The organism is Streptomyces sp. 3N207 (assembly GCF_052246355.1).
Classification (GTDB): Bacteria; Actinomycetota; Actinomycetes; order Streptomycetales; family Streptomycetaceae; genus Streptomyces.
In genome coordinates this window covers 57178-83409 of record NZ_JBQQBV010000023.1, presented here as the reverse complement: position 1 = coordinate 83409, position 26232 = coordinate 57178, and the positions used below count along the sequence as shown (strand labels likewise).

Annotated in this window: 25 protein-coding genes; 15 read left to right on the top strand and 10 right to left on the bottom strand. The window is 71.9% G+C overall.

What is annotated here, in order from left to right; genetic code table 11:
• Positions 1–273 precede the first annotated feature (273 nt).
• Together ACTWP9_RS29010 and ACTWP9_RS29005 are read left to right on the top strand one after the other, a co-directional pair.
• Positions 274–990: a sigma factor gene (locus ACTWP9_RS29010; RefSeq protein ID WP_443249263.1), complete on the top strand. Its 717-nt coding sequence runs from the start codon at positions 274–276 to the stop codon at positions 988–990.
• A gap of 92 nt (positions 991–1082) precedes the next feature.
• Positions 1083–1928 (top strand): SDR family oxidoreductase, encoded by an 846-nt coding sequence (locus tag ACTWP9_RS29005; RefSeq protein ID WP_443249262.1) that lies wholly within the window; start codon positions 1083–1085, stop codon positions 1926–1928.
• An 88-nt stretch (positions 1929–2016) separates the two neighbouring features.
• Here the strand turns inward: ACTWP9_RS29005 and ACTWP9_RS29000 are convergent, their stop codons facing one another.
• Positions 2017–2181 (bottom strand): amidohydrolase family protein, encoded by a 165-nt coding sequence (locus ACTWP9_RS29000; RefSeq protein WP_443249261.1) that lies wholly within the window; start codon positions 2179–2181, stop codon positions 2017–2019.
• Positions 2182–2408: 227 nt separating this feature from the next.
• On the opposite strand from ACTWP9_RS29000, the gene ACTWP9_RS28995 reads away from it, so the two are divergent.
• On the top strand, positions 2409–3236 hold the full coding sequence (locus ACTWP9_RS28995) for an alpha/beta fold hydrolase (protein ID WP_443249260.1): 828 nt from the start codon (positions 2409–2411) through the stop codon (positions 3234–3236).
• Here ACTWP9_RS28995 and ACTWP9_RS28990 read toward each other — a convergent pair.
• Positions 3199–4272, bottom strand: coding sequence for an aldo/keto reductase (locus ACTWP9_RS28990; protein WP_443249259.1), 1074 nt, complete (start codon positions 4270–4272; stop codon positions 3199–3201). The genes ACTWP9_RS28995 and ACTWP9_RS28990 overlap by 38 nt on opposite strands.
• A gap of 234 nt (positions 4273–4506) precedes the next feature.
• On the opposite strand from ACTWP9_RS28990, the gene ACTWP9_RS28985 reads away from it, so the two are divergent.
• Positions 4507–5067, top strand: coding sequence for a TetR/AcrR family transcriptional regulator C-terminal ligand-binding domain-containing protein (locus ACTWP9_RS28985; protein ID WP_443249258.1), 561 nt, complete (start codon positions 4507–4509; stop codon positions 5065–5067).
• Positions 5068–5197: 130 nt separating this feature from the next.
• On the opposite strand, the gene ACTWP9_RS28980 is transcribed toward ACTWP9_RS28985, so the two are convergent.
• Positions 5198–6121 (bottom strand): LysR family transcriptional regulator, encoded by a 924-nt coding sequence (locus ACTWP9_RS28980; RefSeq protein WP_443249257.1) that lies wholly within the window; start codon positions 6119–6121, stop codon positions 5198–5200.
• A gap of 138 nt (positions 6122–6259) precedes the next feature.
• Between ACTWP9_RS28980 and ACTWP9_RS28975 the strand changes: the two genes are divergently transcribed.
• Together ACTWP9_RS28975 and ACTWP9_RS28970 are read left to right on the top strand one after the other, a co-directional pair.
• Entirely contained in the window at positions 6260–7735 is a 1476-nt protein-coding gene (locus ACTWP9_RS28975; RefSeq protein WP_443249256.1) for an MFS transporter, read from the top strand.
• 52 nt (positions 7736–7787) lie between these two features.
• Positions 7788–8873: an NAD-dependent epimerase/dehydratase family protein gene (locus tag ACTWP9_RS28970; RefSeq protein ID WP_443249255.1), complete on the top strand. Its 1086-nt coding sequence runs from the start codon at positions 7788–7790 to the stop codon at positions 8871–8873.
• A gap of 132 nt (positions 8874–9005) precedes the next feature.
• Here the strand turns inward: ACTWP9_RS28970 and ACTWP9_RS28965 are convergent, their stop codons facing one another.
• Positions 9006–10157, bottom strand: a complete 1152-nt coding sequence (locus ACTWP9_RS28965) for a sensor histidine kinase (protein ID WP_443249254.1) — start codon at positions 10155–10157, stop codon at positions 9006–9008.
• 6 nt (positions 10158–10163) lie between these two features.
• A complete protein-coding gene (locus ACTWP9_RS28960; RefSeq protein WP_443249253.1) occupies positions 10164–10883 on the bottom strand; it encodes a response regulator transcription factor in 720 nt (239 codons plus the stop codon).
• A 124-nt stretch (positions 10884–11007) separates the two neighbouring features.
• Here ACTWP9_RS28960 and ACTWP9_RS28955 point away from each other — a divergent pair, with 124 nt between their 5' ends.
• From ACTWP9_RS28955 to ACTWP9_RS28945, 3 genes are read left to right on the top strand one after another with little or no spacing between them, the layout of a single operon-like run.
• Complete coding sequence (locus ACTWP9_RS28955; RefSeq protein WP_443249252.1) at positions 11008–11724, top strand: glycosyltransferase family 2 protein; 717 nt, start codon at positions 11008–11010, stop codon at positions 11722–11724.
• On the top strand, positions 11721–12485 hold the full coding sequence (locus ACTWP9_RS28950; protein WP_443249251.1) for a TIGR04282 family arsenosugar biosynthesis glycosyltransferase: 765 nt from the start codon (positions 11721–11723) through the stop codon (positions 12483–12485). Before ACTWP9_RS28955 ends, ACTWP9_RS28950 begins: the two co-directional genes overlap by 4 nt.
• On the top strand, positions 12482–13198 hold the full coding sequence (locus ACTWP9_RS28945; protein WP_443249250.1) for a class I SAM-dependent methyltransferase: 717 nt from the start codon (positions 12482–12484) through the stop codon (positions 13196–13198). Before ACTWP9_RS28950 ends, ACTWP9_RS28945 begins: the two co-directional genes overlap by 4 nt.
• Here ACTWP9_RS28945 and ACTWP9_RS28940 read toward each other — a convergent pair.
• Together ACTWP9_RS28940 and ACTWP9_RS28935 are read right to left on the bottom strand one after the other, a co-directional pair.
• The gene (locus ACTWP9_RS28940; protein ID WP_443249249.1) at positions 13150–13752 is read right to left on the bottom strand and encodes a hypothetical protein; all 603 of its coding nucleotides are present in this window, start codon (positions 13750–13752) and stop codon (positions 13150–13152) included. The genes ACTWP9_RS28945 and ACTWP9_RS28940 overlap by 49 nt on opposite strands.
• Complete coding sequence (locus tag ACTWP9_RS28935) at positions 13749–15107, bottom strand: molybdopterin-dependent oxidoreductase (RefSeq protein ID WP_443249248.1); 1359 nt, start codon at positions 15105–15107, stop codon at positions 13749–13751. Before ACTWP9_RS28935 ends, ACTWP9_RS28940 begins: the two co-directional genes overlap by 4 nt.
• A 113-nt stretch (positions 15108–15220) precedes the next feature.
• On the opposite strand from ACTWP9_RS28935, the gene ACTWP9_RS28930 reads away from it, so the two are divergent.
• Together ACTWP9_RS28930 and ACTWP9_RS28925 are read left to right on the top strand one after the other, a co-directional pair.
• A complete protein-coding gene (locus tag ACTWP9_RS28930) occupies positions 15221–16762 on the top strand; it encodes a hypothetical protein (RefSeq protein WP_443249247.1) in 1542 nt (513 codons plus the stop codon).
• Between the two features lie 155 nt (positions 16763–16917).
• The gene (locus ACTWP9_RS28925) at positions 16918–19203 is read left to right on the top strand and encodes an ATP-binding cassette domain-containing protein (protein WP_443249246.1); all 2286 of its coding nucleotides are present in this window, start codon (positions 16918–16920) and stop codon (positions 19201–19203) included.
• 14 nt (positions 19204–19217) lie between these two features.
• Here ACTWP9_RS28925 and ACTWP9_RS28920 read toward each other — a convergent pair whose 3' ends face one another.
• Both ACTWP9_RS28920 and ACTWP9_RS28915 read right to left on the bottom strand, forming a co-directional pair.
• Positions 19218–20039 carry an SDR family NAD(P)-dependent oxidoreductase gene (locus ACTWP9_RS28920; RefSeq protein WP_443249245.1) on the bottom strand — a complete coding sequence of 274 codons (822 nt, stop codon included), beginning with the start codon at positions 20037–20039 and terminating at the stop codon, positions 19218–19220.
• On the bottom strand, positions 20036–20653 hold the full coding sequence (locus tag ACTWP9_RS28915) for a cupin domain-containing protein (RefSeq protein WP_443249244.1): 618 nt from the start codon (positions 20651–20653) through the stop codon (positions 20036–20038). Before ACTWP9_RS28915 ends, ACTWP9_RS28920 begins: the two co-directional genes overlap by 4 nt.
• A gap of 346 nt (positions 20654–20999) precedes the next feature.
• Here ACTWP9_RS28915 and ACTWP9_RS28910 point away from each other — a divergent pair, with 346 nt between their 5' ends.
• The 4 genes from ACTWP9_RS28910 (at position 21000) to ACTWP9_RS28895 (ending at position 24649) form a co-directional block, all read left to right on the top strand.
• Positions 21000–21368 carry an STAS domain-containing protein gene (locus ACTWP9_RS28910; RefSeq protein WP_443249243.1) on the top strand — a complete coding sequence of 123 codons (369 nt, stop codon included), beginning with the start codon at positions 21000–21002 and terminating at the stop codon, positions 21366–21368.
• 276 nt (positions 21369–21644) lie between these two features.
• Positions 21645–22628: a Bug family tripartite tricarboxylate transporter substrate binding protein gene (locus ACTWP9_RS28905; RefSeq protein WP_443249242.1), complete on the top strand. Its 984-nt coding sequence runs from the start codon at positions 21645–21647 to the stop codon at positions 22626–22628.
• The gene (locus tag ACTWP9_RS28900) at positions 22625–23158 is read left to right on the top strand and encodes a tripartite tricarboxylate transporter TctB family protein (protein ID WP_443249241.1); all 534 of its coding nucleotides are present in this window, start codon (positions 22625–22627) and stop codon (positions 23156–23158) included. Before ACTWP9_RS28905 ends, ACTWP9_RS28900 begins: the two co-directional genes overlap by 4 nt.
• Before the next feature lie 3 nt (positions 23159–23161).
• Entirely contained in the window at positions 23162–24649 is a 1488-nt protein-coding gene (locus ACTWP9_RS28895) for a tripartite tricarboxylate transporter permease (RefSeq protein ID WP_443249240.1), read from the top strand.
• 229 nt (positions 24650–24878) lie between these two features.
• On the opposite strand, the gene ACTWP9_RS28890 is transcribed toward ACTWP9_RS28895, so the two are convergent.
• Positions 24879–25904 (bottom strand): DedA family protein, encoded by a 1026-nt coding sequence (locus tag ACTWP9_RS28890; protein ID WP_443249239.1) that lies wholly within the window; start codon positions 25902–25904, stop codon positions 24879–24881.
• Positions 25905–26232 lie beyond the last annotated feature (328 nt).

Here is a 26232-nt window from a genome sequence, read left to right as displayed (position 1 = left end):
CGCCTTCCGGGACGGGAACGGCGGCGAAGATCCGGTGCTGTTCACGCCGGAGCGCCTCGGCGCGGGCGGGCGGTGTGCCGGGCAGCAGCCCGCACCTGCGGGCTGATCGAGCGCTCGGGCTTTACGGGCACGCTCGATGAAGGCGCCGGCGGCCCGGTTGTCAGCCGCGTTCAGGCTGAGGCCCTCGCCCTGCCAACCGGCCCCGGATGTCGCGGCAGTACGCGCTGCGAGGGCGGACGCCGGGCACGGCGTACTGCGTGATGCACTTGCCCCGTGGCGGACACGGCGGCGGCGGAGTTCGAGGCGCACAGGGCGCGGCTCTTCGGGATCGCCTACCGGATGCTGGGCTCGGCGTCCGAGGCGGAGGACATCGTCCAGGAGGCGTATCTACGCTGGGAGCGCGCCGAGGTGCTGGAGATCTCGGAGGCGAACTCGCGCCAGCTCTACCGACGGGCGAAGCAGGCGGTGCACGTCAGTGCGCCTGTTGCAACGGCCACCGATGCAACGACCACCAACGCAACGACGGCCGATGCAACGACCGCCAGTGCAACGACCGCCGCAGCCGGCGACGCCCCGGGCGACCCCGGCGATCAGGGCCGGGAGCGCTGGGTGGGGCTCGTGGAAACTTTTGTGACGGCCGCCCGTGAGGGCGATCTCGCCCGGCTGGAGCGGCTGCTGGCCGATGACGTGGTCTCGTACGCGGACGGTGGCGGGCAGATCAGCGCCGCACTCCGCCCGATCCTGGGCCCGGCGAAGGTGGCGCGCTATCTGGCCGGTGGGCCGGCCAGGTACGCGGCCGGGGTGGACCTGGTGCCGTACGAGGTGAACGGCGGGCCCGCACTGCTCGCTTGCACCGAGGGGCGGCTGCTCGGAGTGGTGTCGCTGGAGGTGGCCGACGGGCGGATAGCCGCGCTGCGGATCTCGGCGAGCCCGGAGAAGCTGGCGTACGCGGCACGGCAGTTCACCGCATACCGGCCGGTCAGTTGGTGAGTTGTCACATCCGGGGCCGCTGTCCAGTCCTCAAGGGGAGAGCGAAGAAAGACTCCTGAGAGCGCAGACAGACCCCTGGAGGAACGAGTTCCATGACCCCTTCGAACAACGCCACCGACCCCGCCGCGAACGCCGCTGCCGACCACGACGGGCCCGTACTGGTGACCGGCGGCACCGGGACCCTCGGCCGTCCCCTGGTGGACGAACTTCTGGTTGACGGCGTCGCTGTTCGCGTCATGAGCAGGCGGCCCCGCCGACCGGGCGACAGCAGGCCCTGCGAGTGGGCGGTCTGCGATCTCACCAAGGGCGTCGGACTGGCCGCCGCCGTGTCCGGTGTGCGGGCGATCGTGCACTGTGCCACCGACCAGTGGCGGGAGACGAAGGTGCTCTCCCGGGTGGTCGAGGCGGCGCGGGAGGCAGGCGTTCCGCACCTCGTCTACATCTCCATCGTCGGCGTCGACCGGATCCCCCTCCCGTACTACAAGGGCAAATTCCAGGCCGAACGGCTGCTGGAGACCTCGGGGCTGCCGTACACGATTCTGCGGGCCACGCAGTTCCACGATCTGGTCGCCGCGGTGACCACCGGGCAGCGGCGGCTGCCCTTTGTCGTCCTGCCCGCCGGTTTCCGCGTCCAGCCGGTGGAGGTCACCGAGGTCGCCCACCGCCTTGCTGAGCTGGTGCGCGGCGAGCCCGCGGGCCGGGTACCGGACATGGGAGGCCCCCAGGTGCACACCGCGCGCGAACTCGCCGAGCAGACCCTCCGGTCGACCGGGCTGTCCCGCCGCATCGTCGACGTGCGCTTCCCCGGCCGTACCGCCCGCGCCTTCCGCCGGGGCGGCAACCTGGCCCCGGACCACGCCACGGGAAAGGTCACCTACGGCGAGTTCCTGGCGGCACGGCGGACGGACCAGGACAAGGGCTTGCCCGGCCCGGCATGAGGGCTGCGCCCCGTAAGGGACGCGGGAACTGGGCGACCACAGCCCGCAACCGGCGGACAGGGGCCCCTCTCGGGAGGGGGAAGCACGCTCAGGCATCGGCGGGCGGCATACACCCGTTCCCCGCCCACATAGATCTCCAGCACCCCGCCTCGGCGATCTCCTCCGGGGGACGGTCGAAGATGTCGCGGTCCAGCACCGCGAGGTCGCCGAAGCCGCCCACCCGGAGGGAGCCGGTGGTCGAGGTGGTGCACATACGCGCTGCCCGCCGTGTACGCAGCCAGCGCGGCGCCCAGGTCGATGCGCTGCCCGGGCAGGAAGACGGGAGCGGCCAGGGGCGCGCCGGGAAGCCGCCTCCTGGAAGCCCTGACCGCCCGCGCGGCGAGCCTTCCCGACGCGGCGGGGCGGGACCGCGGCAAGGGCCCTCCCGGCAGTGCGGGGCCCGACGGCGATAGGGGTCCCGCCGCGTGAGAGCGTGACGGCATGCCCTTCGCTGTCGCGGCAGACGGTGCCGCTCTGTACTACGAGGTCCACGGCGCAGGTGGTCCGCCGCTGCTGTTGTTGAGCGGGCAGGCCAACAGTCACCGCTGGTGGGACTCCGTACGGGCCGGGTTCGAGGGCGACTTCACCTCCGTCGTCATGGACTACCGGGGCACCGGCGCGAGCGACCGGCCGGACACCGACTCCTACAGCACACCGGGCTTCGCCCGGGACGCGCTGGCGGTGCTCGACCACGCCGGGTTCGACCGGGCGCATGTCTACGGCACCTCGATGGGCGGCCGCGTCGCCCAGTGGCTGGCCGCCGACCACCCCGAGCGTGTCGACCGGCTCGTGCTGGGCTGCACATCGCCCGGTGCGCCGCACGGCATCGAGCGAGGGCCCGGGGTACGGCGCGCCCTCGCCGGGCCCGACCCCGAGGCGGCCCGTCAAGCGCTGCTCGACCTGATGTACACCCCTGCCTGGACCGCCCGGCACCCCGGCCCCTTCCACACGCTGGGCGATCCCTCGATGCCGGGCCACGCGCGCCGTCGCCATCTGCGGGCCAGCTCCGAGCACAACGCCTGGGAAGCGCTCCCCCGGATCTCGGCGCCCACCCTCGTGGTGCACGGCACGGACGACCGCTTCAACCCGACGGCCAACGCGCCGCTGCTCGCCCAGCGGGTGCCGGGCGCCCGGCTGGAGCTGATCCCGGGCGGCCGACACGCCTACTTCGAGGAGTTCGCCGACGTCGCCACCCCACTGGTGCTGGACTTCCTGCGGGGCGGCGAGGAGGTCACGCCGCCTGCGAGCCGGGCGGAGCAGGCTGGTTGAGGGTGACGGGCGGCGGGGTCAGCCGGGCGAAGCCCTCCTGTCGCTGGTACGGGAAGTAGGGGTAGGCCGCGTCCTTGGCACTGGCCTCGTCCAGCCTGGCGACCTGCTCGGGCGTGAGGCTCCAGCCGACCGCGCCGATGTTCTGCCGCAGTTGCTCCTCGTCGCGGGCGCCGACGATGACGGAGGAGACGCTCGGGCGGCGCAGCAGCCAGTTCAGCGCGACCTGCGGGATCGTGCGCCCCGTCTCCTCGGCGACGACATCGAGCGCGTCGACCACCCGGTGCAGGAGTTCGTCGTCGACGGGTGGGCCGAAGGCGGCGGTGCGGTGGAGGCGGCTGTGCTCGGGCAGCGGCTGCCCGCGCCGTATCCTGCCGGTCAGCCGGCCCCAGCCCAGTGGGCTCCACACGACCGCGCCGACCCCTTGGTCGAGCCCCAGGGGCATCAGCTCCCACTCGTAGTCGCGGCCGATCAGGGAGTAGTACACCTGGTGGGCCACATGCCGGGGGTAGCCGTGCTTGTCCGCTGTGGCCAGGGACTTCATCAGCTGCCAACCCGAGTGGTTGGAGACGCCGGTGTAGCGGATCTTCCCTTCGCGCACGAGCTGGTCGAGGGTGGCGAGGACCTCCTCCTGCGGGGTCGCGGCGTCGTGGGCGTGGAGCTGGAAGAGGTCGATGTAGTCGGTGCCGAGGCGGCGCAGCGCATCCTCCGTCGCCTTGACGAGGCGGGCCCGTGAAGTGCCGTACTCGGCCGGTCCGTCGCCCATGGGCAGGCCCGCCTTGGTGGAGATGAGCACCTGGTCGCGGCGGCCCTTGACGGCCTGGCCCAGCACTTCCTCGGAGGCTCCGGCCGAGTAGACGTCGGCGCTGTCGAACATCGTGATTCCGGCGTCAAGGGCGATGTCCACCAGACGGCGCGCGGCGCGGGCGTCGGTGTCGCCCCACTCGCCGAACAGCGGCCCCCGGCCGCCGAAGGCGCCGGTCCCCAGGCTCAGCTCCGGGACCCGTAGCCCGGAGGCACCCAACTGTCGATATTCCATGGCTCGTTCCCTCTTCCCTCTTTGCAGCCATCTCTGCATGTGCCTCTGCGCAACCTGGCGACTCTTAACGGTACTACAGTTCCGTTAAGTCCTGCCAGTACCGTAGCAGGTGCGAGCCGTTAAGGGAACTGGAGACCCGTTGTGAGATCAGGGCCGGGAAGCCGGCGGAAGACACCCGCGCCGGAGGCCGGCGCCGTACCCGGCACGGTGCGACCCGGGGGGCGCACTGCGCGGGTGCGCGAAGCAGTGCTGCAAGCCGCGGGCGACGCGCTCGCCGAACAAGGGTTCGCCCACCTCGACCTCGCCGAGGTCGCCCGCCGCGCCGGGGTCGGCAAGACGACCGTCTACCGGCGCTGGGGAACGGTCACCCCCCTGCTGGCGGACCTGCTCGACGACATGGCCGAGCAGTCGGAGCCCCGCACGGAGATGCCCTCTCTACTGGACAATCTGGAGGCGAACGCCACGCTGGTACGGCGCACCCTCACGGACCCCCGGCAAGGCGCGCTGTTCAAAGCCGTCATCGCCGCCGCGACATGCGAAGCCCTCGCCGCCGAAGCACTGCACCGGTTCTACGCGGCCCGCGTCGCGGAATGGGCACCATGTGTCCAGCAGGCAGCAGAACGGGGCGAGGTACCGGCGGACACAGACCCCGAACAGGTCATCCGCGCCGTCTCGGCGCCCCTGTACTACCAGCTGCTGACCACCGGGACGCCGCTCGACCAGGCCGCCGCCGAGCGCGCAGCCCGGTCCGCGTACGAAGCAGCCCGCGCGGGAGCCTTCCGCCGCGAGCGGTGACACCCACCCCCGAGCGGTGACCCCCCTGAGCGGTGACGCCCGCCCCGAACCGGGACCCCCAGAGCGGCGACGCCCACCCCGAACCGGGACCCCCAGAGCGGCGACGCCCACCGCGGACGGCAGGGCCCGACTACAACCACCCGTCAGACCGAGCCGTCTCCGTCATCGCCTCCGTGAACGCCTGGAGCTGCGGCGTGAGGGGGCCTCGGCGGCGCACCAGTCCGTACGCCAGTGACGCGGCCTCCGGGAGAGGGACGTAGCTGACGCCAGGGCGGGGGAAGTACGTCTTGGCGTGCGCGCCCGACAGCAGGGCGCCTTTGCCCGCCGCCACCAGGACGAGGGCTTCCTGCAGGCTGGTGACCGGCAGCCCTGGCGGGATCGAGCGCCCCGCCGGCGTGCGCGCGGGGGCCAACTGCTCGCGGCAGAGCACCGGCAGCTCCTCCCGAAGGGTCAGCAGAGGTGTCTCCCCCAGTTCGGCCAGGTCTTCCGGGGACGCCATCCCGCGCAGCGCCAGCGGATGCGCCGCCTGCACGGCCAGCACCCGCGGCTCGCTGAACAGCTCGGGCCCCTCCAGCAGGTCGGCCTCCCCGGCCGGGAGTTCCGCGAGCTGTACGTCGAAGGCGCCCGCCCGGAGCTTTCCGAACGGGTCGGCCAGCGGGACCTCGCAGGGCTCGACCGTGAGCCCGGGCCACCGTTCGGCCAGTACTTTCGCCGCCCGCATCACGACCTCCCCGGCCAGTGGTCCGGAGAAGCCCACGTGCAGCGCGCCTTTCAGCTCCCCGGCCGCCCGCCGTGCGGCGGTCGCCGCAGCGCGGGCCAACGCCTCGTCCATGGCCTGCTGGTGCGGCGCGAGGTCGTCGCGCAGCTGCCGCCCCAGCTCGGTGAGCGTCACGGTGCGGCTCGTACGGTGGAACAGCGGGGCGCCGACCCGCCGTTCGAGCCGCTGCACGAGCTGGCTGACGCGGGCGCGGGAGAGGTGCATGCGCTCCGCAGTGCGGCCGAAGTGCAGCTCATCGGCCAGGATCAGCAGGCACATCACCTCGTCGCGTTCCATACCGACGCCACACCCCCTGCATCGTTCAGTCCGGCTGAACGCAACGTTGCGTTGTTCGCCGTTGTTCCCCGCGCCCGCCCGACGGAGGGTGAGAGCGTGGCAACTCACCTGAATCCCCAGAATTCCGCCGCTCCCCCCATGTCTGCCCGTGAAAGGGGCATCCTGCTGGTCCTGTGTGGTGCCGTCTTCCTGGAGGGCATCGACATCGGCATGCTCAACGTGGCCCTGCCCGCCATCCGCGCCGATCTCGGCATGCCGGTGGGCGAGTTGCAGTGGGTCATGAGCTCCTACGTGCTCGGCTACGGCGGTTTCATGCTCCTGGGCGGCCGCGCGGCCGATCTGTACGGGCGGCGGCGGATGTTCGTGCTGTCGCTCGCCGTCTTCCTCGCCTTCTCCGGGCTGGCGGGGCTGGCCGGCGAGGGCTGGACGCTGATCGTGTCCCGCTTCGTCACCGGAGTCGCGGCAGCGTTCATGACCCCGGCCGGGCTGTCGCTGATCACCACGAGCTTCACGGAGGGCAGACAGCGGAACAAGGCGCTGCTCGTCTACTCCGGCACCGGTGCCGCGGGCTTCTCCACCGGGCTGGTCTTCGGCGGGCTGCTGACCGTACTCGGCTGGCGCTGGGTGTTCTTCGCCCCTGTCGCGCTCTCCGCGCTGATCCTGGCCGCCGCGCTCATGCTCGTACCGCGGGAACCCCGAGCCGAGCTCCGGGCCGAACCCGGCGCCGAAGCGGAACCGTGCCGCAGCTTCGACCTGGCGGGCGGAGTGACGATCACGGCAGCTCTCGTCCTGCTGGTCCTCGGCATCGAGCGGGCCACGCACAGCAGCTGGCCATGGACGCTGACCGTACTGGCTGCCGGTGCGGTCCTCCTCGGTGTCTTCTTGCTGATCGAACGTCGCACTGCGGCACCGTTGATACGGCTGGGCATGTTGCGTTCGGGCCCTCTCATACGCGCCAACGCGACGGCGCTGCTGTTCGCCGGTGCATTCTTCGGCTTCCAGTTCCTCGTCGTCCTGTACCTCCAGGAGCTGCGGGACTGGTCGACGCTGGAGACGAGCCTGGCGATGCTGGTGGCCGGTGTGGACGCGGTGCTCTCTCCGACGATCGTGCCGCGGCTGGTCAACCGCTTCGGGAGCGCGCGGGTGGTCTTCGCCGGAGTGCTGGCCGCCGCACTGGCCTACGCCCTGTTCCTGCCCGTCGGGGCCGAGTGGTCGTATCTGGCGATGCTGCCGAGCCTGACCCTGGTCGGGGTCGCCTTCGCGCTGGCCTACGGGCCGCTGACCATCATGGCGACCGACGGCGTCGCCGAGGAGGAGCAGGGTGTGGCGGGCGCGCTGCTGTTCGCCTCCGTCCAGTTCGGTGCCGCACTCGGCCTCTCCGGTGCGGCGGCCGCCAACATGGCGGCCACCCGGGCGGACACCCCCGCAGCGCTGCTGGACGGCTACCAGGCCGGGCTCCTGGTCCCCCTGGCCGCAGCGCTGCTGGCCGCAACCGTTGCAGCGTTCGGACTGCGCGGGCGGCGAGTGCAACGCACGGTGGCACAGCAGCCGGTGGCGGGCGGCGAGCCCGGCGGGGCCGAGCCTGCCGAACCCGTGGTTCTTACGGAGCGGTGACACGGGCGCCGCGTAGCGGTACGCGGCGCCCTGGCGCGCCTAGCGTGACCGTATGCGCGTTCTTGTCACCGGCGGTGCCGGGTTCATCGGTTCCCACATCGTGGAGGCCCTGACGGCCGCGGGCCACGAGGCGGTCGTCCTGGATGCCCTGCTGCCGTCGGCGCACGGGGAAGGTGCCGAATCTCCGGCCACCGCACCGGGGGTTCGGCACCTGCACGGTGACGTGCGCGACCAGGACGCCGTCGCCGACGCGCTGCGCGGTGTGGACGCGGTGTGCCACCAGGCGGCGATGGTCGGCCTGGGCAAGGACTTCTCCGACGCACCCGAGTACGTCAGCTGCAACGACCTGGGCACAGCAGTGCTGCTGAGCGCGATGGAGCGCGCCGGGGTGCGTGAACTGGTGCTGGCCGGTTCGATGGTCGTCTACGGCGAAGGGCGCTACGAGTGCCGGCGGCACGGGATCGTACGGCCGGGGCCGCGTACCGTGCCGGACCTGCGCGCCGGACAGTTCGAGCCGCCGTGCCCCGACTGCGGTGCCGCGCTGCGCCCCGGACTGGTCGGCGAGGACGCTCCGCCGGACCCGCGCAACACCTACGCGACCACCAAGCTCACCCAGGAACACCTGGCCGCGGCGTGGGCGCGGGCCGTCGACGGACGTGCCGTATCGCTGCGCTATCACAACGTCTACGGGCCCGGGATGCCCTGCGACACCCCCTACGCGGGCGTGGCCTCCTTCTTCCGCTCGGCGCTCGCCCGCGGTGCGGCCCCCACCGTCTACGAGGACGGTGCGCAGCGGCGGGACTTCGTCCACGTACGGGATGTCGCAGCAGCCAACCTCACCGCGCTGGAAGCCGTGCACACAGGAGCGGCAGGGCGCGGGCCCGGCTCCTTCGCGGCCTACAACACCGGCAGCGGCGACCCGCACACCGTCGGCGAGATGGCCGCCGCACTGGCCGAGTTCTACGGCGGCCCCGACCCGGTGGTGACGGGTGAGTACCGGCTGGGCGACGTACGGCACATCACCGCTTCCTCCCGGCGGGCAGCGCGCGAGCTCGGGTGGCGGGCACACATCGGCTTCGCGGAGGGCATGAAGGAGTTCGCGGCCTCGGAGATGAGGGCACCGTTGCAACGGGCGTAGCAACGGCGTTGCAAGGGCCAACGGCGTTGCAGCGTTGCACCGGCCTTGCACTGCGTTGCACTGGACGTAGCAACCACCTTGCAGTGGCGATGGCCCCGTCTGCTGCAACAAGCGGGGCCCAGCCCACCTCGCTCAACCCGCCTCCGCGCTCGCTCTCCGGCCCGGCAGTGCCCTCGGCAGGGTGAGCTCGAAGCAGCAGCCGCCGGTCACGTTGCGTACCGCCGCCGTGCCCTGGTGGGCCTCGACGATGCCGCGGACGATGGCCAGCCCCAGGCCCGCGCCCGGGGGCGTACGGGCGTGGGTCCCGCGCCAGCCGGTGTCGAAGACGCGCGGCAGGTCCTTCTCGGGGATGCCGCCGCAACCGTCGGTGACGGACAGTACGACCTTCTCGTCCTCCTCCGCACCGCGCACATGCACGGCCACGGTGCCGTCCGCCGGGGTGCGCCGGATGGCGTTGACGAGCAGATTGCCGAGCACTCTGGTCATCTCGCGCGGGTCCACCTCGACCGGCACGGAAGCCACCGCGTCGCCCACCAGGCGGACGCCGTTCTGCCGGGCGAGCGGGTCGGCGCCCGCCAGTGCCTCTTCGACAAGCTGGGACAGCGGCACCTGGTGCGTGGTCAGGGCCAGCGTGCCCGCATGGATACGGGAGAGCTCGAACAGGTCGCCGACCATCGAGTTGAGCCGTTCGACCTCGGTACGGATCTGCCGCAGAGTGCGCCCGGTGTCCTCCACCATGCCGTCCTCCAGCGCCTCGGACATGGCACGCAGTCCGGCCAGCGGGGTGCGCAGATCGTGCGAGATCCAGGCGACCAGTTCGCGCCGTGAGCTCTCCAGTGCCCGCTCGCGGTCCCGGGAGGCGGCCAGTTTCCCGCTGGTGGCGGCGAGTTCGCGGGTGAGCGCCGCGAACTCGGCCGGATCGCCCGCCTCCGCCTCGCCGGGCGCCGGAAAGCTGCCGCCGTCCCCGAAGGACCGCGCGGCCTGGGTGAGGGCGTTGCTGCGGGCCGCCACCCAGCGGCCCAGCAACAGCGCGGTCGCCAGCGAGACGACGGCCGCCATGGCGACGACCGTGGTGACGACGAACAGGTCGTGCCGGGAGAGGAACATGGCCCAGGCGACGGCGAGCGTCCCGGTGAACATGGCCGTCACGGCGACTGTCGAGACAACCATCAGCGAGACGACGAGCGAACGGTGCCGCAGTGCCCGCAGCGCCAGTGCGCCCAGCAGTCCGGCCGCGGCGGCGCCGAGGAAGGCGAACAGGGCGATCAGCAGCATGTCGTACACGGCGGTTCAGCCCTCCTGCACGGTGGCGTCCGGGTCGAGCCGGTAGCCGACGCCCCATACCGTCTGGATCAGCCGCGGGTGCGCGGGATCGTCCTCGATCTTGGCGCGCAGGCGGCGTACATGGACGGTCACCGTCGAGAGATCGCCGAAGTCCCAGCCCCACACCTCCCGCATCAGCTCCTCGCGCGAGAACGCTCTCGCCGGGTGCCGCAGCAGATGGGCCAGCAGGTCGAACTCCCGTACGGTGAGGGAGAGCTCGGCCCCGTTCCTGGTGGCGAGCCGGGCGCGCGGGTCGACGGTCAGCCCTGCGGCGCGCAGCGGCGGTGCCGGCCGCGGCACGTCCTCCGCGCGGCGGCTGCGGCGCAGTACGGACTCGACGCGCAGCACCAGTTCACGCGGGCTGAACGGCTTGGTGACGTAGTCGTCGGCGCCGACCTCCAGGCCCAGCACCCGGTCGCCCTCGTCCCCGAGCGCGGTCAGCATGATGACGGGCACGGGCCCCCTCTCGCGCAGCCGGCGGCAGACTTCCAGGCCGTCCAGCTCGGGCAGCATCAGATCGAGCACCACGAGGTCGGGCCAGTGCGCCGCAGCGCGCTCCAGGGCGCGGGGTCCCGTCTCCGCACGGTCGACGGCGTACCCGGCGCGGTGCAGGTACCCGGTGACGACTTCGGCGACGGTGGGATCGTCGTCGACGACCAGGACGCGCCCGGTGGCTGGTGGCTGCATGGCTTCAGAGTGGCACCCCGCAGGTGGTGGCGGGAGGCCGGTCCGCGACAGCACCGGGCGATGTCCGTGTTTCGTAAGAACGCGAAGTCCGGAATGCCCGTTTTGCTTTCGTAGGGTGTGCGGCGTGATCGAACCTCGCCCGAAGGAGGCCGCGCCCGTGCCCGGTGTCGATGTCGTACTCCCCTGCCTCGACGAGGAGCAGGCGCTGCCCTGGGTGCTGGAACGGATCCCACCGGGCTGGCGGGCGATCGTGGTGGACAACGGCTCGACGGACGGCTCCGCTGCGACGGCACGCGAACTGGGCGCGACCGTCGTGTCCGAGCCCCGGCGCGGCTTCGGCGCCGCCTGCCACGCCGGGCTGACGGCCGCCGAGGCGGACATCGTCTGCTTCTGCGACTGCGACGCCTCCCTCGACCCGTCCCTCCTGGTGCCGTTCGCCGAGGCTGTACGCGAGGGCCGCAGCGACCTCGTACTGGGCCGCAGGCGCCCGCAGACGCGCGGCGCCTGGCCCGCGCACGCCCGTGCGGGCAATCTCGCGCTCTCCCGCATGCTGCACGCGCGTACCGGCGTACGGCTGCACGACCTGGGCCCGCTGCGGGCCGCCCGCCGCGAGGGACTGCTGGCGCTCGGGCTGACCGACCGGCGCAGCGGATACCCGCTCCAGATGGTCGTACGGGCCGCCGACGCCGGCTGGCGGATCGAGGAGCGCGACGTGCCCTATCTCCCCCGCACCGGCAAGTCCAAGGTCACCGGCACCTGGCTGGGCACCTGGCATGCGGTACGCGACATGCGCGCGGTGCTCCAGGAGCCGCCCGCCACCGGACAGGAGGCTGCCCGATGACGGACCGCTCCCACCGCCAGGAAGGTCCCCCGGAAGGGACCACCACACTGCTCGTCATCGCCAAGGAGCCGGTGCCCGGCCGGGTCAAGACGCGGCTGTGCCCGCCGTGCTCCCCGCACCAGGCCGCGCTGCTGGCAGCCGCCGCGCTGCACGACACCCTGGAAGCCGTACGGGCCACGCCCGCACGGCGCCGCGTGCTGGTGCTGTCCGGACGGCCCGGTGAGTGGCTGCCGCCCGGTTTCGACGTCGTCCCGCAGTGTGCCGGAGGGCTGGACGAACGGCTCGCCGCAGCCTTCGCCGCAGCGGGCAGCGGGCCGGCGCTGCTGGTCGGGATGGACACCCCGCAACTGACCCCCGCACTGCTGGCTCCCGCGCTCGGCCCGGACAGCTGGCGGGATTGCGACGCCTGGTTCGGACCGGCCCTGGACGGCGGTTTCTGGACGCTGGGGCTGGCCTGCCCCGACCCCGCACTGCTGCGCGGAGTTCCCATGTCCACCCCGACGACCGGACAGGCGCAGCTCGCCCGGCTGGCACGGGAGGGCCTGCGGGTGCGCCACCTCCCGGCGCTGCGCGACGTGGACACCGCCGAGGACGCCGTACGGGTCGCCGCCGAGGCACCCGGCGGCCGGTTCGCGGCGACCGTCGCCACGCTCCCGGAACTGCGGCCCGAACGCTTCCCGGCCGTACTCACCGTCCCCACCGTCCCCAGGAACCGGGTACGCCCGGACGGTCTCGACGTACGCTGGACGGCCCTTCCATGACGACCACCACACCCACCACGGCAGCCTCAGCGTCGACGGCAACCCCGGCGGCCACGGCAGCGGTGACGCAGTGGAGTGCCGACCCGTACGCCGACGCGCTGCGCAGCGGCTGCGGGCCGCTGTTCCTTCGCCGTAGCGACGGCTGGCTGCTGCCGCTGGAGGTGGAGCGCTGGTGCGCGAGCGCGGACGCGGCCGACATGTCGGTGCTGCGCCGCTGCGAGGGAGCCGTGCTCGACATCGGCTGCGGCCCCGGCAGGCTGGTGGCAGCACTGTCCTCGCTCGGCCACCGGGCCCTGGGCATCGACGTGAGCCCGGCGGCTGTCGCGCGCACCGTCGGCCTCGGCGGTACGGCACTGTGCCGCTCGGTCTTCGACCCGCTGCCCGGGGAAGGCCGGTGGGGAAGCGTGCTGCTGCTGGACGGCAACATCGGTATAGGCGGCGCCCCCGAGGCCCTGCTGAAGCGGTGCGCCCGGCTCCTCGGCCCGCGCGGGCTGCTGCTGGCCGAGACCTCGCCCCTGGACATCGACGAGCGGGCCGAGGTGCACATCGACGACGGGCGCAGCGCGCACACCCGCCCCGGCAGTGGGCAGTTGTTCCCCTGGGCCCGGCTGGGTACCCGCGCACTGTTGCGGTACGCGCTGCCCGCCGACTGGTCGGCCGCCGGTCAGTGGGAGTCCGGCGGACGCTTCTTCGTCGCACTGCGGCGGATCTGAGACGCACTGCGGCGCGCCTGAGACACACTCCGGCGCAGTTGACGCGCTCTGTGCAGGGGCCGCCTGCCGCGCACTGTCCGTACGGCCAGCCAGAGCCCCGAAACGGCGAACAGTCCGACCGTCAGCCACAGCCAGTGCAGCGCATAACCGTTGTTCCCCTCCGGCCGCCCGGTGAGCTTCGGGTACCGGTCGGCCGGACCGACGATCAGTGGGAGCCAGACCAACAGCAGCAGAAGGGACAACAGGGCGGGGATCCGAAGGTGGTTCACATACCGACCGGCCAGTCTGGGGATCCGGTCCGCGAGCGAGTACAGCGGCAGCAGCACCAGATCGTGCAGCAGCGCTGCCCCCACGAACCACACGGCGACGCCCAGCCAGTCGTCCGCGAGCAGCCGCACACCCGCGTAGCCGGTCAGCACGAAAGAGGCCAGCAGCAGGACGATCTGGAGCGGGCTGCCCACCGAGCGGCGCAACCGCCCGGCGCCCCCTGCCGGACCGGCCTCCATCCGGCCGCCTGCCGCCGGCCCCCGGGACCGGCCCGGTCGGCCCCTCATCGGTCCGCTCCGAACGCCAGCCGGGTGACCCACTTGGTGTTGTGCACCCCGGGTGCCGCCGGAACGATGACGCGGGCCGGATAGCCGTGGTCGAGGGAGAGATCCTCGCCGCCCACCCGGAGTGCCAACAGGGACCGCGAATCGCGTACCTGGTTGTCCCGCAGCGACGCATGCCGGAAGACACCGACACGCTGGAGCGACGCCACGAAGACGCCGGGCAGCCCCTCCCTCGGGTCGAACCCGGCCAGCTCCGCCAGATCGCGCAGCCGTACGCCGCTCCAGTGCTGGTCCGAGGTCGACCAGCCCTCCACACAAGCGATCGGCAGCTCCGCGGAGTGCTGCGGCATCTTCAGCAACTCGGCCCGGGAGAACCGCAGCTTCCGCCCGCGCGGACCCTCGATCGTCAGCCTCCAGCGGTCACCGGCCTCCTCCTCGGTGACGCCGACGGCGGCGGCCGTCTTGTTGATCTGGAAGGCGTTCGCCCCGGTGCCGGGGTCGGTGCCGCCGTGCGGTGCCAGCAGCGCGGTGCGGCGCAGCGGCCCGTCGAAGTTCTGGCCGATCGTCACGCCCAGCAGCAGTACCGATCCGCCGCCCACCGCGCCGAGCGCTCCGCGCCGCGTCAGCGTGGGCGCGGCCGGACGGGGCGCGACCAGCCCGGTGTCGAGATCCGGCTCGCGCGCCCCCTCACTCGCGGGCTCCGCTCGGCTGCGTTCCTCGCTCTGTGCCCCGCGTTCCCGGCGTTTTCGGCGCCCCGAAGCGAAGTCGTCCGGCGGACCCTCCCGCAGCACCCGTACCGCCTTGGGCAGCCGCAGTGCGATGTGCACCAGGAACGCGGCGATGAAGACCCACGCTCCGTAGAAGTGCAGCGTGTAGAACGAGCCGGGGAACAGGTAGTCGAGCTGGATGTTCAGCAGCCCCGTCACGAACTCGAACAGCACACCGCCGACGAGCAGCAGCAGCGAGACCCGCTCCAGCGCGTGCGCGGCAGAGCGAGCAGGCGGCATGGTGAACAGTTTCGGGATGACCGACCAGAGCTTCGCCAGCAGCACCGGTACCAGCACCACACCGAGCGTGGTGTGCAGTCCCTGGGTGAGCCGGTAGAGCCAGTACGGATCGGTCGGCCAGGCGAACAGAGAGAAACCGAGCAGCCCATGGTCCGGTGTCCGGTCGTTGGACCGCAGATCCGGGTTGTACGCCGCGTAGGACAGCAGGCCGGTGACGAACAGCACGGTGATACCGGCCAGCAGTACGGCACCGAGCAGCGCCGTCAGCCACGGGCCGCGCAACGGACTGCGCCAGAAGCCGGGATCCGACGGAAGCCGGGAGGGACGGGGAAGGGTGCGGTGGTCGCCCATGCGGTGACCGTAAGCGCCGGTACGGCCCGGAAGAGGGCTGCGACCCATGACGAAACGCTGACGTCCTCCGCCGGTGGCCCCTGTGCAGCCCCCGCGCGGCCTAACGTGCCCCTGTGCCCCCCAATCCGAACCCCCCACCCGCCCCGAAGGAGCCCGAGGAACCACGCGCCCCGAAGGGGCGCGGGGAACTGCGCGCCCAGCCACAACCCACCCGCAGCCGGCAGACGGCGAACAGGGGCACCCCCCTGCCGGACCTGACCGCCGTCGCTGCGGCCGGGGCACTGGTGACCGCGGCCGTCCTCATCGGCGGGGCCATCGAACGGGAGCACGGCACGCTGCGGGTCCACCTGCCGCCCTTCTACGCCGAGCTCGAACCGCACCTGGGCCCGGGCACACCGGCCGCGCTGCTGGTCGCCGCGGCCGTGCTCGGCTACGGCCCCGCGCTGGCGGCGCGACTGCCGTGGCGGCGGCTGCTGGCGACGGCCTGGGGCGCCTCCATGGCGTGGATCTGGTCGCTCGCCCTGGTGGACGGCTGGCACCGGGGGGTGGCGAACCAACTGACCTCCGCCTACGAATACCTCCAGGAAGTCGACCGGTTCGGGGACGTCAGCGCCGCCCTGCGCACCTTCACCGACCACATCCTGCTGCACTCCCCCGACAACTGGGTCCCGCACGTGGCGGGCCATCCGCCCGCCGCCGTCCTCACTTTCGTCGGGCTCGACCGCGTGGGGCTGGGCGGAGGCCCGTGGGCGTCCGCATGGGTCATCACCGTCGGATCGTCGGCAGCCGCCGCCGTACTGGTGGCGCTGCGTGCCCTGACAGGCGAGCAACAGGCCCGCAGAGCAGCACCGTTCCTCGTCCTGGCGCCCACTGCCGTCTGGATGGGCGTGTCGGCCGACGGCTACTTCACAGCAGTGGCCGCCTGGGCACTCGCCCTGCTCGCCCTGTCCGCGCGTTCCTCAGATTCCACACGTTCCGTACGGACAGGCCGCCCCGCGTCCCGCGCCCCGCGCACTGCTGCGCTCGGTGCGGGGCTGCTGTTCGGGCTCACCTGCTATCTGTCGTACGGGCTCATCCTGTGCGCGCTGCTCGGCCTCACCGTCCTCGCACTCTCCCGCACCCTGCGTCCCCTCCCATGGGTGCTCGCGGGCGTCGCCGTGGTGGTCGCCGCCTTCACTCTCGCGGGGTTCAACTGGTGGGAGGGCTACCAACTGCTGACCGAGCGCTACTACGAGGGCGCCGCCCGCGTCCGGCCGTACAGCTACTGGGTGTGGGCCAACCTCGGCTGCGCGGTGACAGCCGTGGGGCCGGGCGTCGTGGCCGGCGTACGGCGGGCACTCCTGGCCGGAGCGGCAGCGGGACGCCGGGCGTCGGCACGACTGCGACCGCAACTGCGGGAAGGGCGAACGGTCGACCCCGGCCCCCTCGCCGACCGCGAACGCCTCGCCCTGCTGATCCTGGCGGCCCTGCTGACGATCGCCGTCGCCGATCTGTCCGGCATGAGCAAGGCCGAGACCGAACGGATCTGGCTGCCCTTCCTCACCTGGCTGCTCCCTGCCGCAGCGCTGCTGCCCCGCCGGGGCGCACGGTACTGGCTGGCGGGCCAGGCGGCAGCCGCACTGGCGGTCAACCACCTCCTGCTGACCGGCTGGTGAGGCCCAACGCAGGGCACCCCGCGCCGAGTTGGCGACCGCACCGGTTCCGGCGGTGAACCACGATTGTCAGACCCTCCGCATAGGCTGGCCAACCAGTCGCTTCAGCAGGACTGTCCGAGTGCGGGGCACCCGGACAGGGACCGAGGAGAGCCAGGATGCCAGCCCAGCACACGCCGCTGACGCCCGCCGACAGCCACAATGTGATCGAGGTGCGCGGGGCGCGGGAGAACAACCTCGCGAACGTCTCCCTCGACGTGCCCAAGCGCAGGCTGACGGTCTTCACAGGGGTGTCGGGTTCCGGCAAGTCCTCGCTGGTCTTCGGGACCGTCGCGGCCGAGTCCCAGCGGCTGATCAACGAGACGTACACGGCGTTCATCCAGTCGTTCATGCCGAGCCAGGGCCGCCCCGACGTGGACAGTCTGCGCAACCTGAGCGCCGCGATCGTCGTCGACCAGGAGCGGATGGGTGCCAACTCCCGCTCCACCGTGGGCACCGCCACCGACGCCTACACGATGCTGCGGATCATCTACAGCCGTCTGGGCACCCCGCACATCGGCACCTCGACCGCGTTCAGCTTCAACAGCACGGAGGGCATGTGCGCCGAGTGCGAGGGGCTGGGTGAGACCACCACCATCGACGTCGGCCAGATCGTCGACCGTGAGCTGTCCGTGCGCGAGGGCGCCGTCACCGCACCGGGGTTCGCCGTGGACACCTGGTTCTGGCAGGTGATGGTCAACTCCGGGTTCTTCGACCCGGACAAGAAGGTCCGCGATTTCACCCAGCAGGAGTGGGACGCACTGCTGTACCAGCCGACGACGAAGGTCAAGGTCGGCACCTCGAACCTCACCTACGACGGCGTGATCACCCGCATCCAGCGCACCTACCTGTCCAAGGACCGGGACGCGATGCAGTCCCACATCCGGGAGTTCACCGACCGGGCCGTCGTCTACACCAGCTGTCCGGCGTGCGGCGGCAGCCGGCTCAGCCAGGCGGCGCTCTCCTCGAAGATCGACGGCGTGAACATCGCGGACTGCGCCCGCATGCAGATCAGCGACCTCGCCCCGTTCGTCCGGGGCCTGACCGACGCCTCCGTGGCGCCGCTGCGCGACACGCTCTGCCAGACGCTCGACTCACTGGTGGACATCGGGCTGGGCTATCTGAGCCTGGACCGGCCCGCCGGCACGCTCTCCGGAGGCGAGGCACAGCGCGTCAAAATGGTCCGCCACCTCGGCTCCAGCCTCACCGACGTCACCTACGTCTTCGACGAGCCCACCATCGGTCTGCACCCGCACGACATCCAGCGCATGAACGAACTACTGCTCCTCCTGCGCGACAAGGGCAACACGGTGCTGGTGGTCGAGCACAAGCCGGAGGTCATCGCCATCGCCGACCATGTGGTCGACCTCGGCCCCGGCGCGGGCACCGAGGGCGGCCGGATCTGCTACGAGGGGGACGTCGCGGGCCTGCGCGGCTCCGGCACCCTCACCGGCCGCCATCTGGGCCACCGCGCCCGGCTGCGCGAGACGGTCCGGGAGCCCAAGGGGGCGATCGAGATCCGGGGTGCGAATCTGCACAACCTCAAGGATGTCGACGTGGACATCCCGCTGGGCGTCCTCACGGTCGTCACGGGTGTGGCGGGTTCCGGCAAGAGCTCCCTCATCCACGGCTATCTGTCGGGCCGGGACGACGTACTGGTGGCCGACCAGTCGCCGATCCGCGGCTCGCGCCGCAGCAACCCGGCAACCTACACCGGGCTGCTGGGCCCGATCCGTACGGCCTTCGCCAAGGCCAACGACGTCAAGGCGGCGCTGTTCTCGGCCAACTCGGCGGGCGCCTGCCCGAACTGCAACGGCATCGGGCTGGTCTACACCGACCTGGCGATGATGGCCGGGGTCGCCTCGGTGTGCGAGGAGTGCGAGGGCAAGCGCTTCACGCCCGAGGTGCTGGAGTACACGCTGCGCGGGAAGAACATCAGCGAGGTGCTGGCCATGTCGGTGGCCGAGGCACACGAGTTCTTTCCCACCGGCCAGGCCGCCGCGATCCTCGGCCGCCTCGCCGATGTGGGCCTGAGCTATCTACGCCTGGGCCAGCCGCTGAACACCCTCTCGGGCGGCGAGCGCCAGCGGCTCAAGCTGGCCATCCACATGGCGGAAAAGGCCGCCACCTACGTCCTGGACGAGCCGACGACCGGACTGCACATGGCCGACGTCGACCAACTGCTGTCGCTGCTGGACCGACTGGTCGAGGACGGCAACTCGGTCGTCGTCATCGAGCACCACCAGGCGGTGATGGCCCACGCGGACTGGATCATCGACCTGGGCCCGGGCGGCGGCCACGACGGCGGCGAGATCCTGTTCACCGGCGCTCCGGCCGAACTCATATCCAAGGCCGACACGTTGACGGCGCAGCATCTGCGCAGCTACGTGGGGGAGGGTGCCTGACCCAGGCGCCGCAGTCACCACGAGGGCCGTGCCGACACCCCGCCGTCCAGCACCAGATCGTGGCCGTTGATCCAGCGCGCCTGCGGCGAGGCGAGGAACACACAGGCGTCCCCCACGTCCTCGGCCGTCCCCAGGCGGCCGTCCGGGGCCGCCGCGCGCCAGCGCCGTACGCCCTCGGGCCACTGCTCCTCGATGCCGTCCCGCTCCACCAGCCCGGGCGAGACGGTGTTCACCCGCACCCCGAGCGGCCCGTACTCCAGCGCGGCGGCCCGCGCGTGCGTGACGATGGCGGCCTTGGAGGCGGCATAGTGCGCGTGCCCCGGCGCGGGCTGCGCCGCCTCGATGGAGGCGACGTGCGTGATGCTGCCGCCACCGCCCTCCGCGAGCAGCTCAGCCGCCGCCTGCGTACAGCCGAAGACGCTGGAGAGATTGGTCTCGACGACCGCTCGCCACTCCTCGGCCAACATCCCGCGCAGCTCCCGTACGGGCTGCACGCCCGCGTTGTTGACCAGTGCACCCAGCCCCGCGGTACGCCACTGCGCGGCCTCGGTGACCACGGCACGGCAGCCGTCCGCCGTGGCCAGCTCGCCGTGCACGGCGAGGGCCGCGCCGCCCTCCCGCAGAATCAGCTCCACCGTCCGGTGCGCCCCCGCGGCGTCACTGCGGTAGTGGACCGCCACCGGCATACCTGCCGCCGCGAACCGGCGTGCGATACCGCGACCGATACCGCCGGAGGCGCCGGTGACCAGCACGGTGCGTGGCTCGGTGGGCGGGGCAGTGGGCGGGGCAGTGGGCGGGGCAGTGGGCGGGGCAGTGGGCGGGTCCGGCGGCCTCATCGGGTCAGCTCCCTGATGAGCTGCTCGTGCTCCGGGTAAGCCCGGGCGAGCGCGTCCGCGTCGCCGTGCTCGTACCCCGCGTCGGTGTAGCCGGGCGCCATGGTGCAGCCGAACAGCGTCCACGCACTGCCCGCTCCGCCGGCACCACCGGGCCCGCCGACACCACCGATCCCGCTCACCCCGTCGGCCCCGCCCACGCCGCCTGCCCCTCCCGTACCGTTCCCGCCCCCCGGCGCGACCCGGGCTCCCATCCACGTTCCGGCCGGAACAGTGAGCTGCACCTGGTGCCCTGCGCCGAGCACATCGGGACCGAGCACGGGGGTGCTGACAGCCGTACGCTCCCCGCGCGGGGCGAGCAGCAGCAGTTGGAGCGGGGCGCCCAGGTAGTAGTGCCAGACCTCGTCGTTCGGCAGCCGGTGCAGCGCGCAGTAGTCGCCGGGTTCGTCGGTCAGCAGCATCACGATCGCGGAGCCCTCCGGCCGTCCGTCACTCCGCTCGGGCCCCGCCCACAGCCGCCGGAACCGTCCGCCCTCGCGTGGCAGTGGCTCCAGTCCGAAGTGCGCGGCCAGTGCCTCAGCCGTAGCGCGCGCCTCATCTCCCACCTCACGTCGCATCCTTCAGCCCTGCCCTCACAGCACACGCGCCATGCGCCCTCCACGCGCCCCCACCGGCGCCGCCGGACCCGCCATCACTCGGACGGGTGAGATCGAGGCACTGAGGGGTTCGCTGTCCGCACTCACGCCTCAGCGTCCTCAGGACGTGCTTAGAGTGCACACGTTCGGCCCCGGACCCCGGCCGGACGACCGTGTCGCCGCCCACGCACGGACCCACCTGGCCTGCCGCCGAACCGCCACGCACCACCGGCCCGAACGGCCCACCGCACCGCCACGCACCACCACACCACCCGCACCGCCGTACCGCATGCACCGCCGTACCGCCCGTCAGTGGAAGGGGTCTTCCATGGTCGCCGTCCCGCGCTCCGACACCCCGGGCCCCGCCCGGTTCCGGACCGTACGCGCGAGGGGCGAACTGGACATCGCGACGCTGCCCGAGTTGGAGACCGACCTGGTCCGGGCGCTGTCGGACGCCGCTCAGCCCCGCGTCGTACTGGACATGCGCGACGTGACGTTCCTGGACTGCTCAGTGGTCCGCGTCCTGCTGCGGGCCCGGACGGCAGCGCTCTCCCGAGAGGGCTGGCTGGTGCTGGTGTGCGAACAGGTACCGGTCGGCAGGCTGTTGCGGCGGCTGGAACTGGAGCACCGCCTGCCGCACTATCCCTCCCTCGACGCCCTCGACGCGGCGCTGGTCCCCGCCGAAGACACCAACTGAAGACACACCAACTGAAGGCGCCCCAACCCAAGGCAGCAACCCAAGACACCTACTCAAGACACCACCGAAGTCGGCGGCAGAAAACAGCGGCAGAAGACGGCGGCAGAACCGACCACACCCCACTATTCCGGTCACCCCGCCCCCCGGACCACAACGAACACAACGACCAATACTTTTCTTGCCGTACGAGGGCAGACACCGCCCCGCCACCCGGGCAGCATGTGGGCCTCCCCCCACCCCCGTCCCCCGGACTGCCCTGGAAAGGCGGTGTTCCGCGTGCGTACGCGCGCCCTTCTCTCCCCCCTGGCAGCCGCGGTCGTCGTGCTGCTCGTACCGCCGCTGATCACCTCCGGCAGCGGCGCCGCAGGCGGTACGAACATCCCCGGCCTGCGCTTCATGGTGCCCAACACCCCCGGCGGCGGCTACGACATCACCGCACGCACGGCCGCAAAGAATGCCGAGGAAGCCGAGCTCAACCACAACATCGAAGTCTTCAATCTGCCCGGCGCCGGCGGCACCGTCGGCCTCAGCCGCCTCGTCAACGAGCGCGGCAACGGCAAGCTGACGATGTCCATGGGGCTCGGCGTGGTCGGCGCCGTCCACACCAACCACGCGCCCTCCACGCTCGCCGACGCCACACCGATCGCGCGGCTCACGGAGGAGCCGGACATCGTGGTCGTCGCCAAGAACTCCAAGTACAAGACGTTCGAACAGCTCCTGGCCGACTGGAAGAAGCACCCGCGGTCCATGCCTGTCGGCGGCGGTTCCTCGCCGGGCGGCCCCGACCACCTCGCACCGATGCTGATGGCCCGCGCGGCGGGCATCAAGACCAGGTCGGTCAACTACGTGCCGTTCGACGGCGGCGGCGAGCTGCTCGCCTCCGTACTGGGCGGCAAGGTGAAGTTCGGTATCTCGGGCCTCGGCGAGTACCGCGACCAGATCAAGTCCGGCGAGCTGCGACTGCTCGCCGTCACGGGACCGAAGCGGGTCAAGGGCTTCGACGCGCCCACCCTCAAGGAGGCGGGCGTCGATGTGGAGTTCACCAACTGGCGCGGCATGATGGCGCCGCCCGGCCTCTCCCAAGCCCAGCGGGACAAGCTGATCCGCTTCATGCGCGAGCTGCGTCACTCGAAGGAATGGCGTAAGTCGCTGCGTACCAACGGCTGGGACGACGCCTGGCTCCCCGGCGACAAGTACGGCCGCTTCCTCAAGAGCGAGGACAAGCGCGTGGACTCCGTCCTGAAGGGGCTGGGACAGTGAGCGCAACGGAAACACCGGACACGAAACCGGCCCCCACCGGCCTGCGCGCCTACTCCGAACTCGGCGTATGTGCCCTGCTGCTGGCCGTGGGCGTGCTCGTCCTCACCGACGCGCTGACCATGGAGACCGTCGCCGGAGCACGCGGCCCCGTCGGTCCCCGCACGGTCCCGCTGATCGTCGGGGCGGCACTGCTCGTCGTCTCCGTCCTGCTCGCCGTCGACGTACTGCGCGGCGGGCGCGGGGAGGCGGAGGGCGGCGAGGACGTAGATCTCGGTGAGCCGGGGGACTGGCGTACGGTCGCGCTGCTCGCGGGCGTCTTCCTCGCCTTCGCCGCGCTGATCGACCCGCTCGGCTTCCCCCTCGCGGGCGCACTGCTGTTCTGGGGCTCGGCCTTCGCGCTGGGCAGCCGCACACACGCGCTCACCCGCGATCCGCTGATCGCCGCCGCGCTGTCCCTGGTCACCTATGCGGTCTTCCACCTCCTCCTCGGCGTCCAGCTGCCGGGCGGACCTCTGATGGGAGTGATGTAACCGATGGACTCCGTCAACTCCCTGATCGACGGCTTCGGTACCGCCCTGACGCCCCTCAATCTGCTGTGGGCCGCCACCGGAGTACTGCTGGGCACCGCCATCGGCGTACTGCCGGGCATCGGCCCGGCCATGGCCGTCGCCCTGCTGCTGCCCGTCACCTACGGTCTCGACCCGACGGCGGCGTTCATCATGTTCGCCGGGATCTACTACGGCGGCATGTTCGGCGGCTCGACGACCTCCATCCTGCTCAACACCCCGGGGGAGAGCGCAGCGGTGATCGCCGCCATCGAAGGCAATCCGATGGCCCAGGCGGGACGCGGCTCCCAGGCGCTCGCCGCCGCGGCTGTCGGGCACTTCGCGGGCGGCATGATCGGTACGATCCTGCTCGTCGTCCTCGCCCCGGCCGTGGCAAGCCTGGCCGTGGACATCGGCGCCCCCGACTACTTCGCGATCATGGTGCTGGCCTTCATCGCCGTCACCTCCGTCCTCGGCTCCTCCCGCATCCGCGGCTTCGCCTCGCTGCTGATCGGACTGACGCTCGGGCTGGTCGGCCTGGACCAGATGACGGGCCAGCAGCGGCTGACGTTCGGCAGCCTCCAGCTCTCGGACGGCATCGATGTCGTGATCGTCGCCGTCGGCCTCTTCGCCATCGGGGAGGCGCTGTGGGTGGCCGCACATCTGCGGCGCGGCACGGGCGCCTCCATCCCGGTCGGCCGCCCCTGGCTGGCACGGGAGGAGCTGCGGCGTACGTGGAAGCCGTGGCTGCGCGGACCGCTGATCGGGTTCCCGTTCGGCGCCGTGCCGGCCGGCGGCGCGGAGATCCCCACGTTCCTCTCGTACATCACCGAGAAGCGGCTCTCGAAGCACCCGAAAGAGTTCGGCAAGGGTGCCATCGAGGGCGTTGCCGGACCGGAGTCGGCCGCCTCCGCCTCGGCCGCCGGCACGCTCGTCTCGATGCTGACCCTGGGGCTGCCGACGACCGCCGTCGCCGCGGTGATGCTCGCCGCGTTCCAGCAGTACGGCATCCAGCCGGGCCCCTTGCTCTTCGAGCGCGAGCCGGAACTGGTGTGGGGCCTGATCGCCTCGCTGTTCGTCGGCATGGTGATGCTGCTCGTTCTCAACCTGCCGCTGGCACCGGTCTGGTCGAAGCTGCTGCGGGTACCGCGCCCCTACCTGTACGCGGGAATCCTCTTCTTCGCAGCGATCGGCGCCTACGCGGTGGGCGGCGAGGCCGTCGACGTGGTGATCCTGCTGGTCATCGGCCTCATCGGCTTGATGATGCGGCGCTACGGACTGCCCGTACTGCCCGCGATCATCGGCGTCATCCTCGGCCCCAACGCGGAGCAACAGCTGCGCAGGGCGCTCCAGATCAGCGACGGCAGCGTCACCGGCCTGGTCAACACCCCGTTCGCCATCACCGTCTACGCGGTCATCGCCGTCCTGCTGCTCTGGCCCCTGCTGAAACGGCTACTTCCGGCCCGCCAGAGCTGAAGCTCAGCGGCCGCTTGCGGGCTGCGGGTTGCTCCCCCAAGCTCTTCGAGCAGGGAGATACCCCCATGGCTGGTCGCGCAGTTCCCCGCGCCCCTGACGGGGCGCGGGGAACCCTGCGAAGCTTGGGCAGTCTGCTCCCCCAAGCTCTACGAGCAGGGGGTACCCCCAGGGCGCAGGGTGGGCAAGCGCAGCCCCCCATGCCGGGTGCGCACGAGCCGCCGGACACGGCCTACCGGCGGGCGTGCCGACCCCGGCCGCCAGGCCGGTTCTGCGGAGCAGACGAATCCTGCGGCGGAGCCGGGGGGCCCTGCGGCGCCCCGCCCTCCTGGTACGGCGGCGGACCCTGCGGTGCCGTGCCGGGGCCGCCGCCGTACGGGACCTCCGGGGGCAGCGGGTAGCCGTCACCGTAGGGGGCCCCGGGAGGCATCGCGCCCTCGGGTCCCGAAGGGCCGGAACCCGCACCGTGACCAGGGCCGTAGCCGCCGGGAACACCAGGGGCGCCCGGCGCACCGGGGGCACCCGGGTGCTGCCCCGGAGCGCCGTAACCCGCGGAGCCGTAGGGCGTCCCCGGCGCCGGGGGGTGGCTCTCCGGATGGGAGGGAGCAGCGGCGGCGTCCGGCTCGGCCGCGGCGGAGCCGCCCTTGCCGCGGCTCCGCAGATACTCGATCACGATCGGCAGGATCGACAGCAGCACGATGCCGATGAGGATCGTCTCGATGTGCTCGTGGACCAGATCGATCCGCCCCAGCGCGGCGCCCAGCAGGGTGACACCGGCGCCCCACAAGGTGCCGCCGACGATGTTGAAGATCACGAACGAGCGGTACCGCATCCCGCTGACACCGGCGATGATCGGCGTGAACGTCCGTACGATCGGCACGAACCTGGCCAGCACCAGCGACTTCGGCCCGTGCTTCTCGAAGAACTCGTGCGCCTTCTCGACGTTCTCCTGCTTGAAGAACCGTGAGTCGGGCCGCTTGAAGAGCGTCGGCCCCACTTTCTTGCCGAACATGTATCCGACCTGGTCGCCCAGTACGGCGGAGAGCACGATCAGCAGGCACATCAGCCACAGCGGCATGTGCAGCTGGTCGGTCACGATCAGCAGCCCCGTGGTGAACAGTAGCGAGTCGCCGGGCAGGAAGAAGCCGATGAGCAGGCCCGACTCCGCGAAGACGATCGCCAGGATCCCGACAGGGCCGAAGGTCTGGATCAGGAAGTCCGGATCCAGCCAGCTGGGTCCTAGTGCGAGGTTGGTCACGGAAGGCTCCTGATCAGGGGCGCGGGACTGGGGTGCCGCGCGGCCGGTGGCCGGGGGAGTGCGCGGAGACGACACGCGGGCGGTATCGGACGCTACACGCTACCAACGCGGTTCCCCTCCCCATGCGTTCCCGAGCCACCGCGACTGCAGTACGCGCCACACCGGGACCGGCCGTACGCGCTCCACACAGACCCGCAGTACCGGCCGCGCAAGTGCCGACAGCGCACGCACAGACGTTCCCTCCGGGCCCGCCGCCCGCTAGCTTCCCTCTGACCGAGTCGGCGCGTCCGTATGCCGGACGCCGCCGGGCTCGAAGCACCAGAGAGCA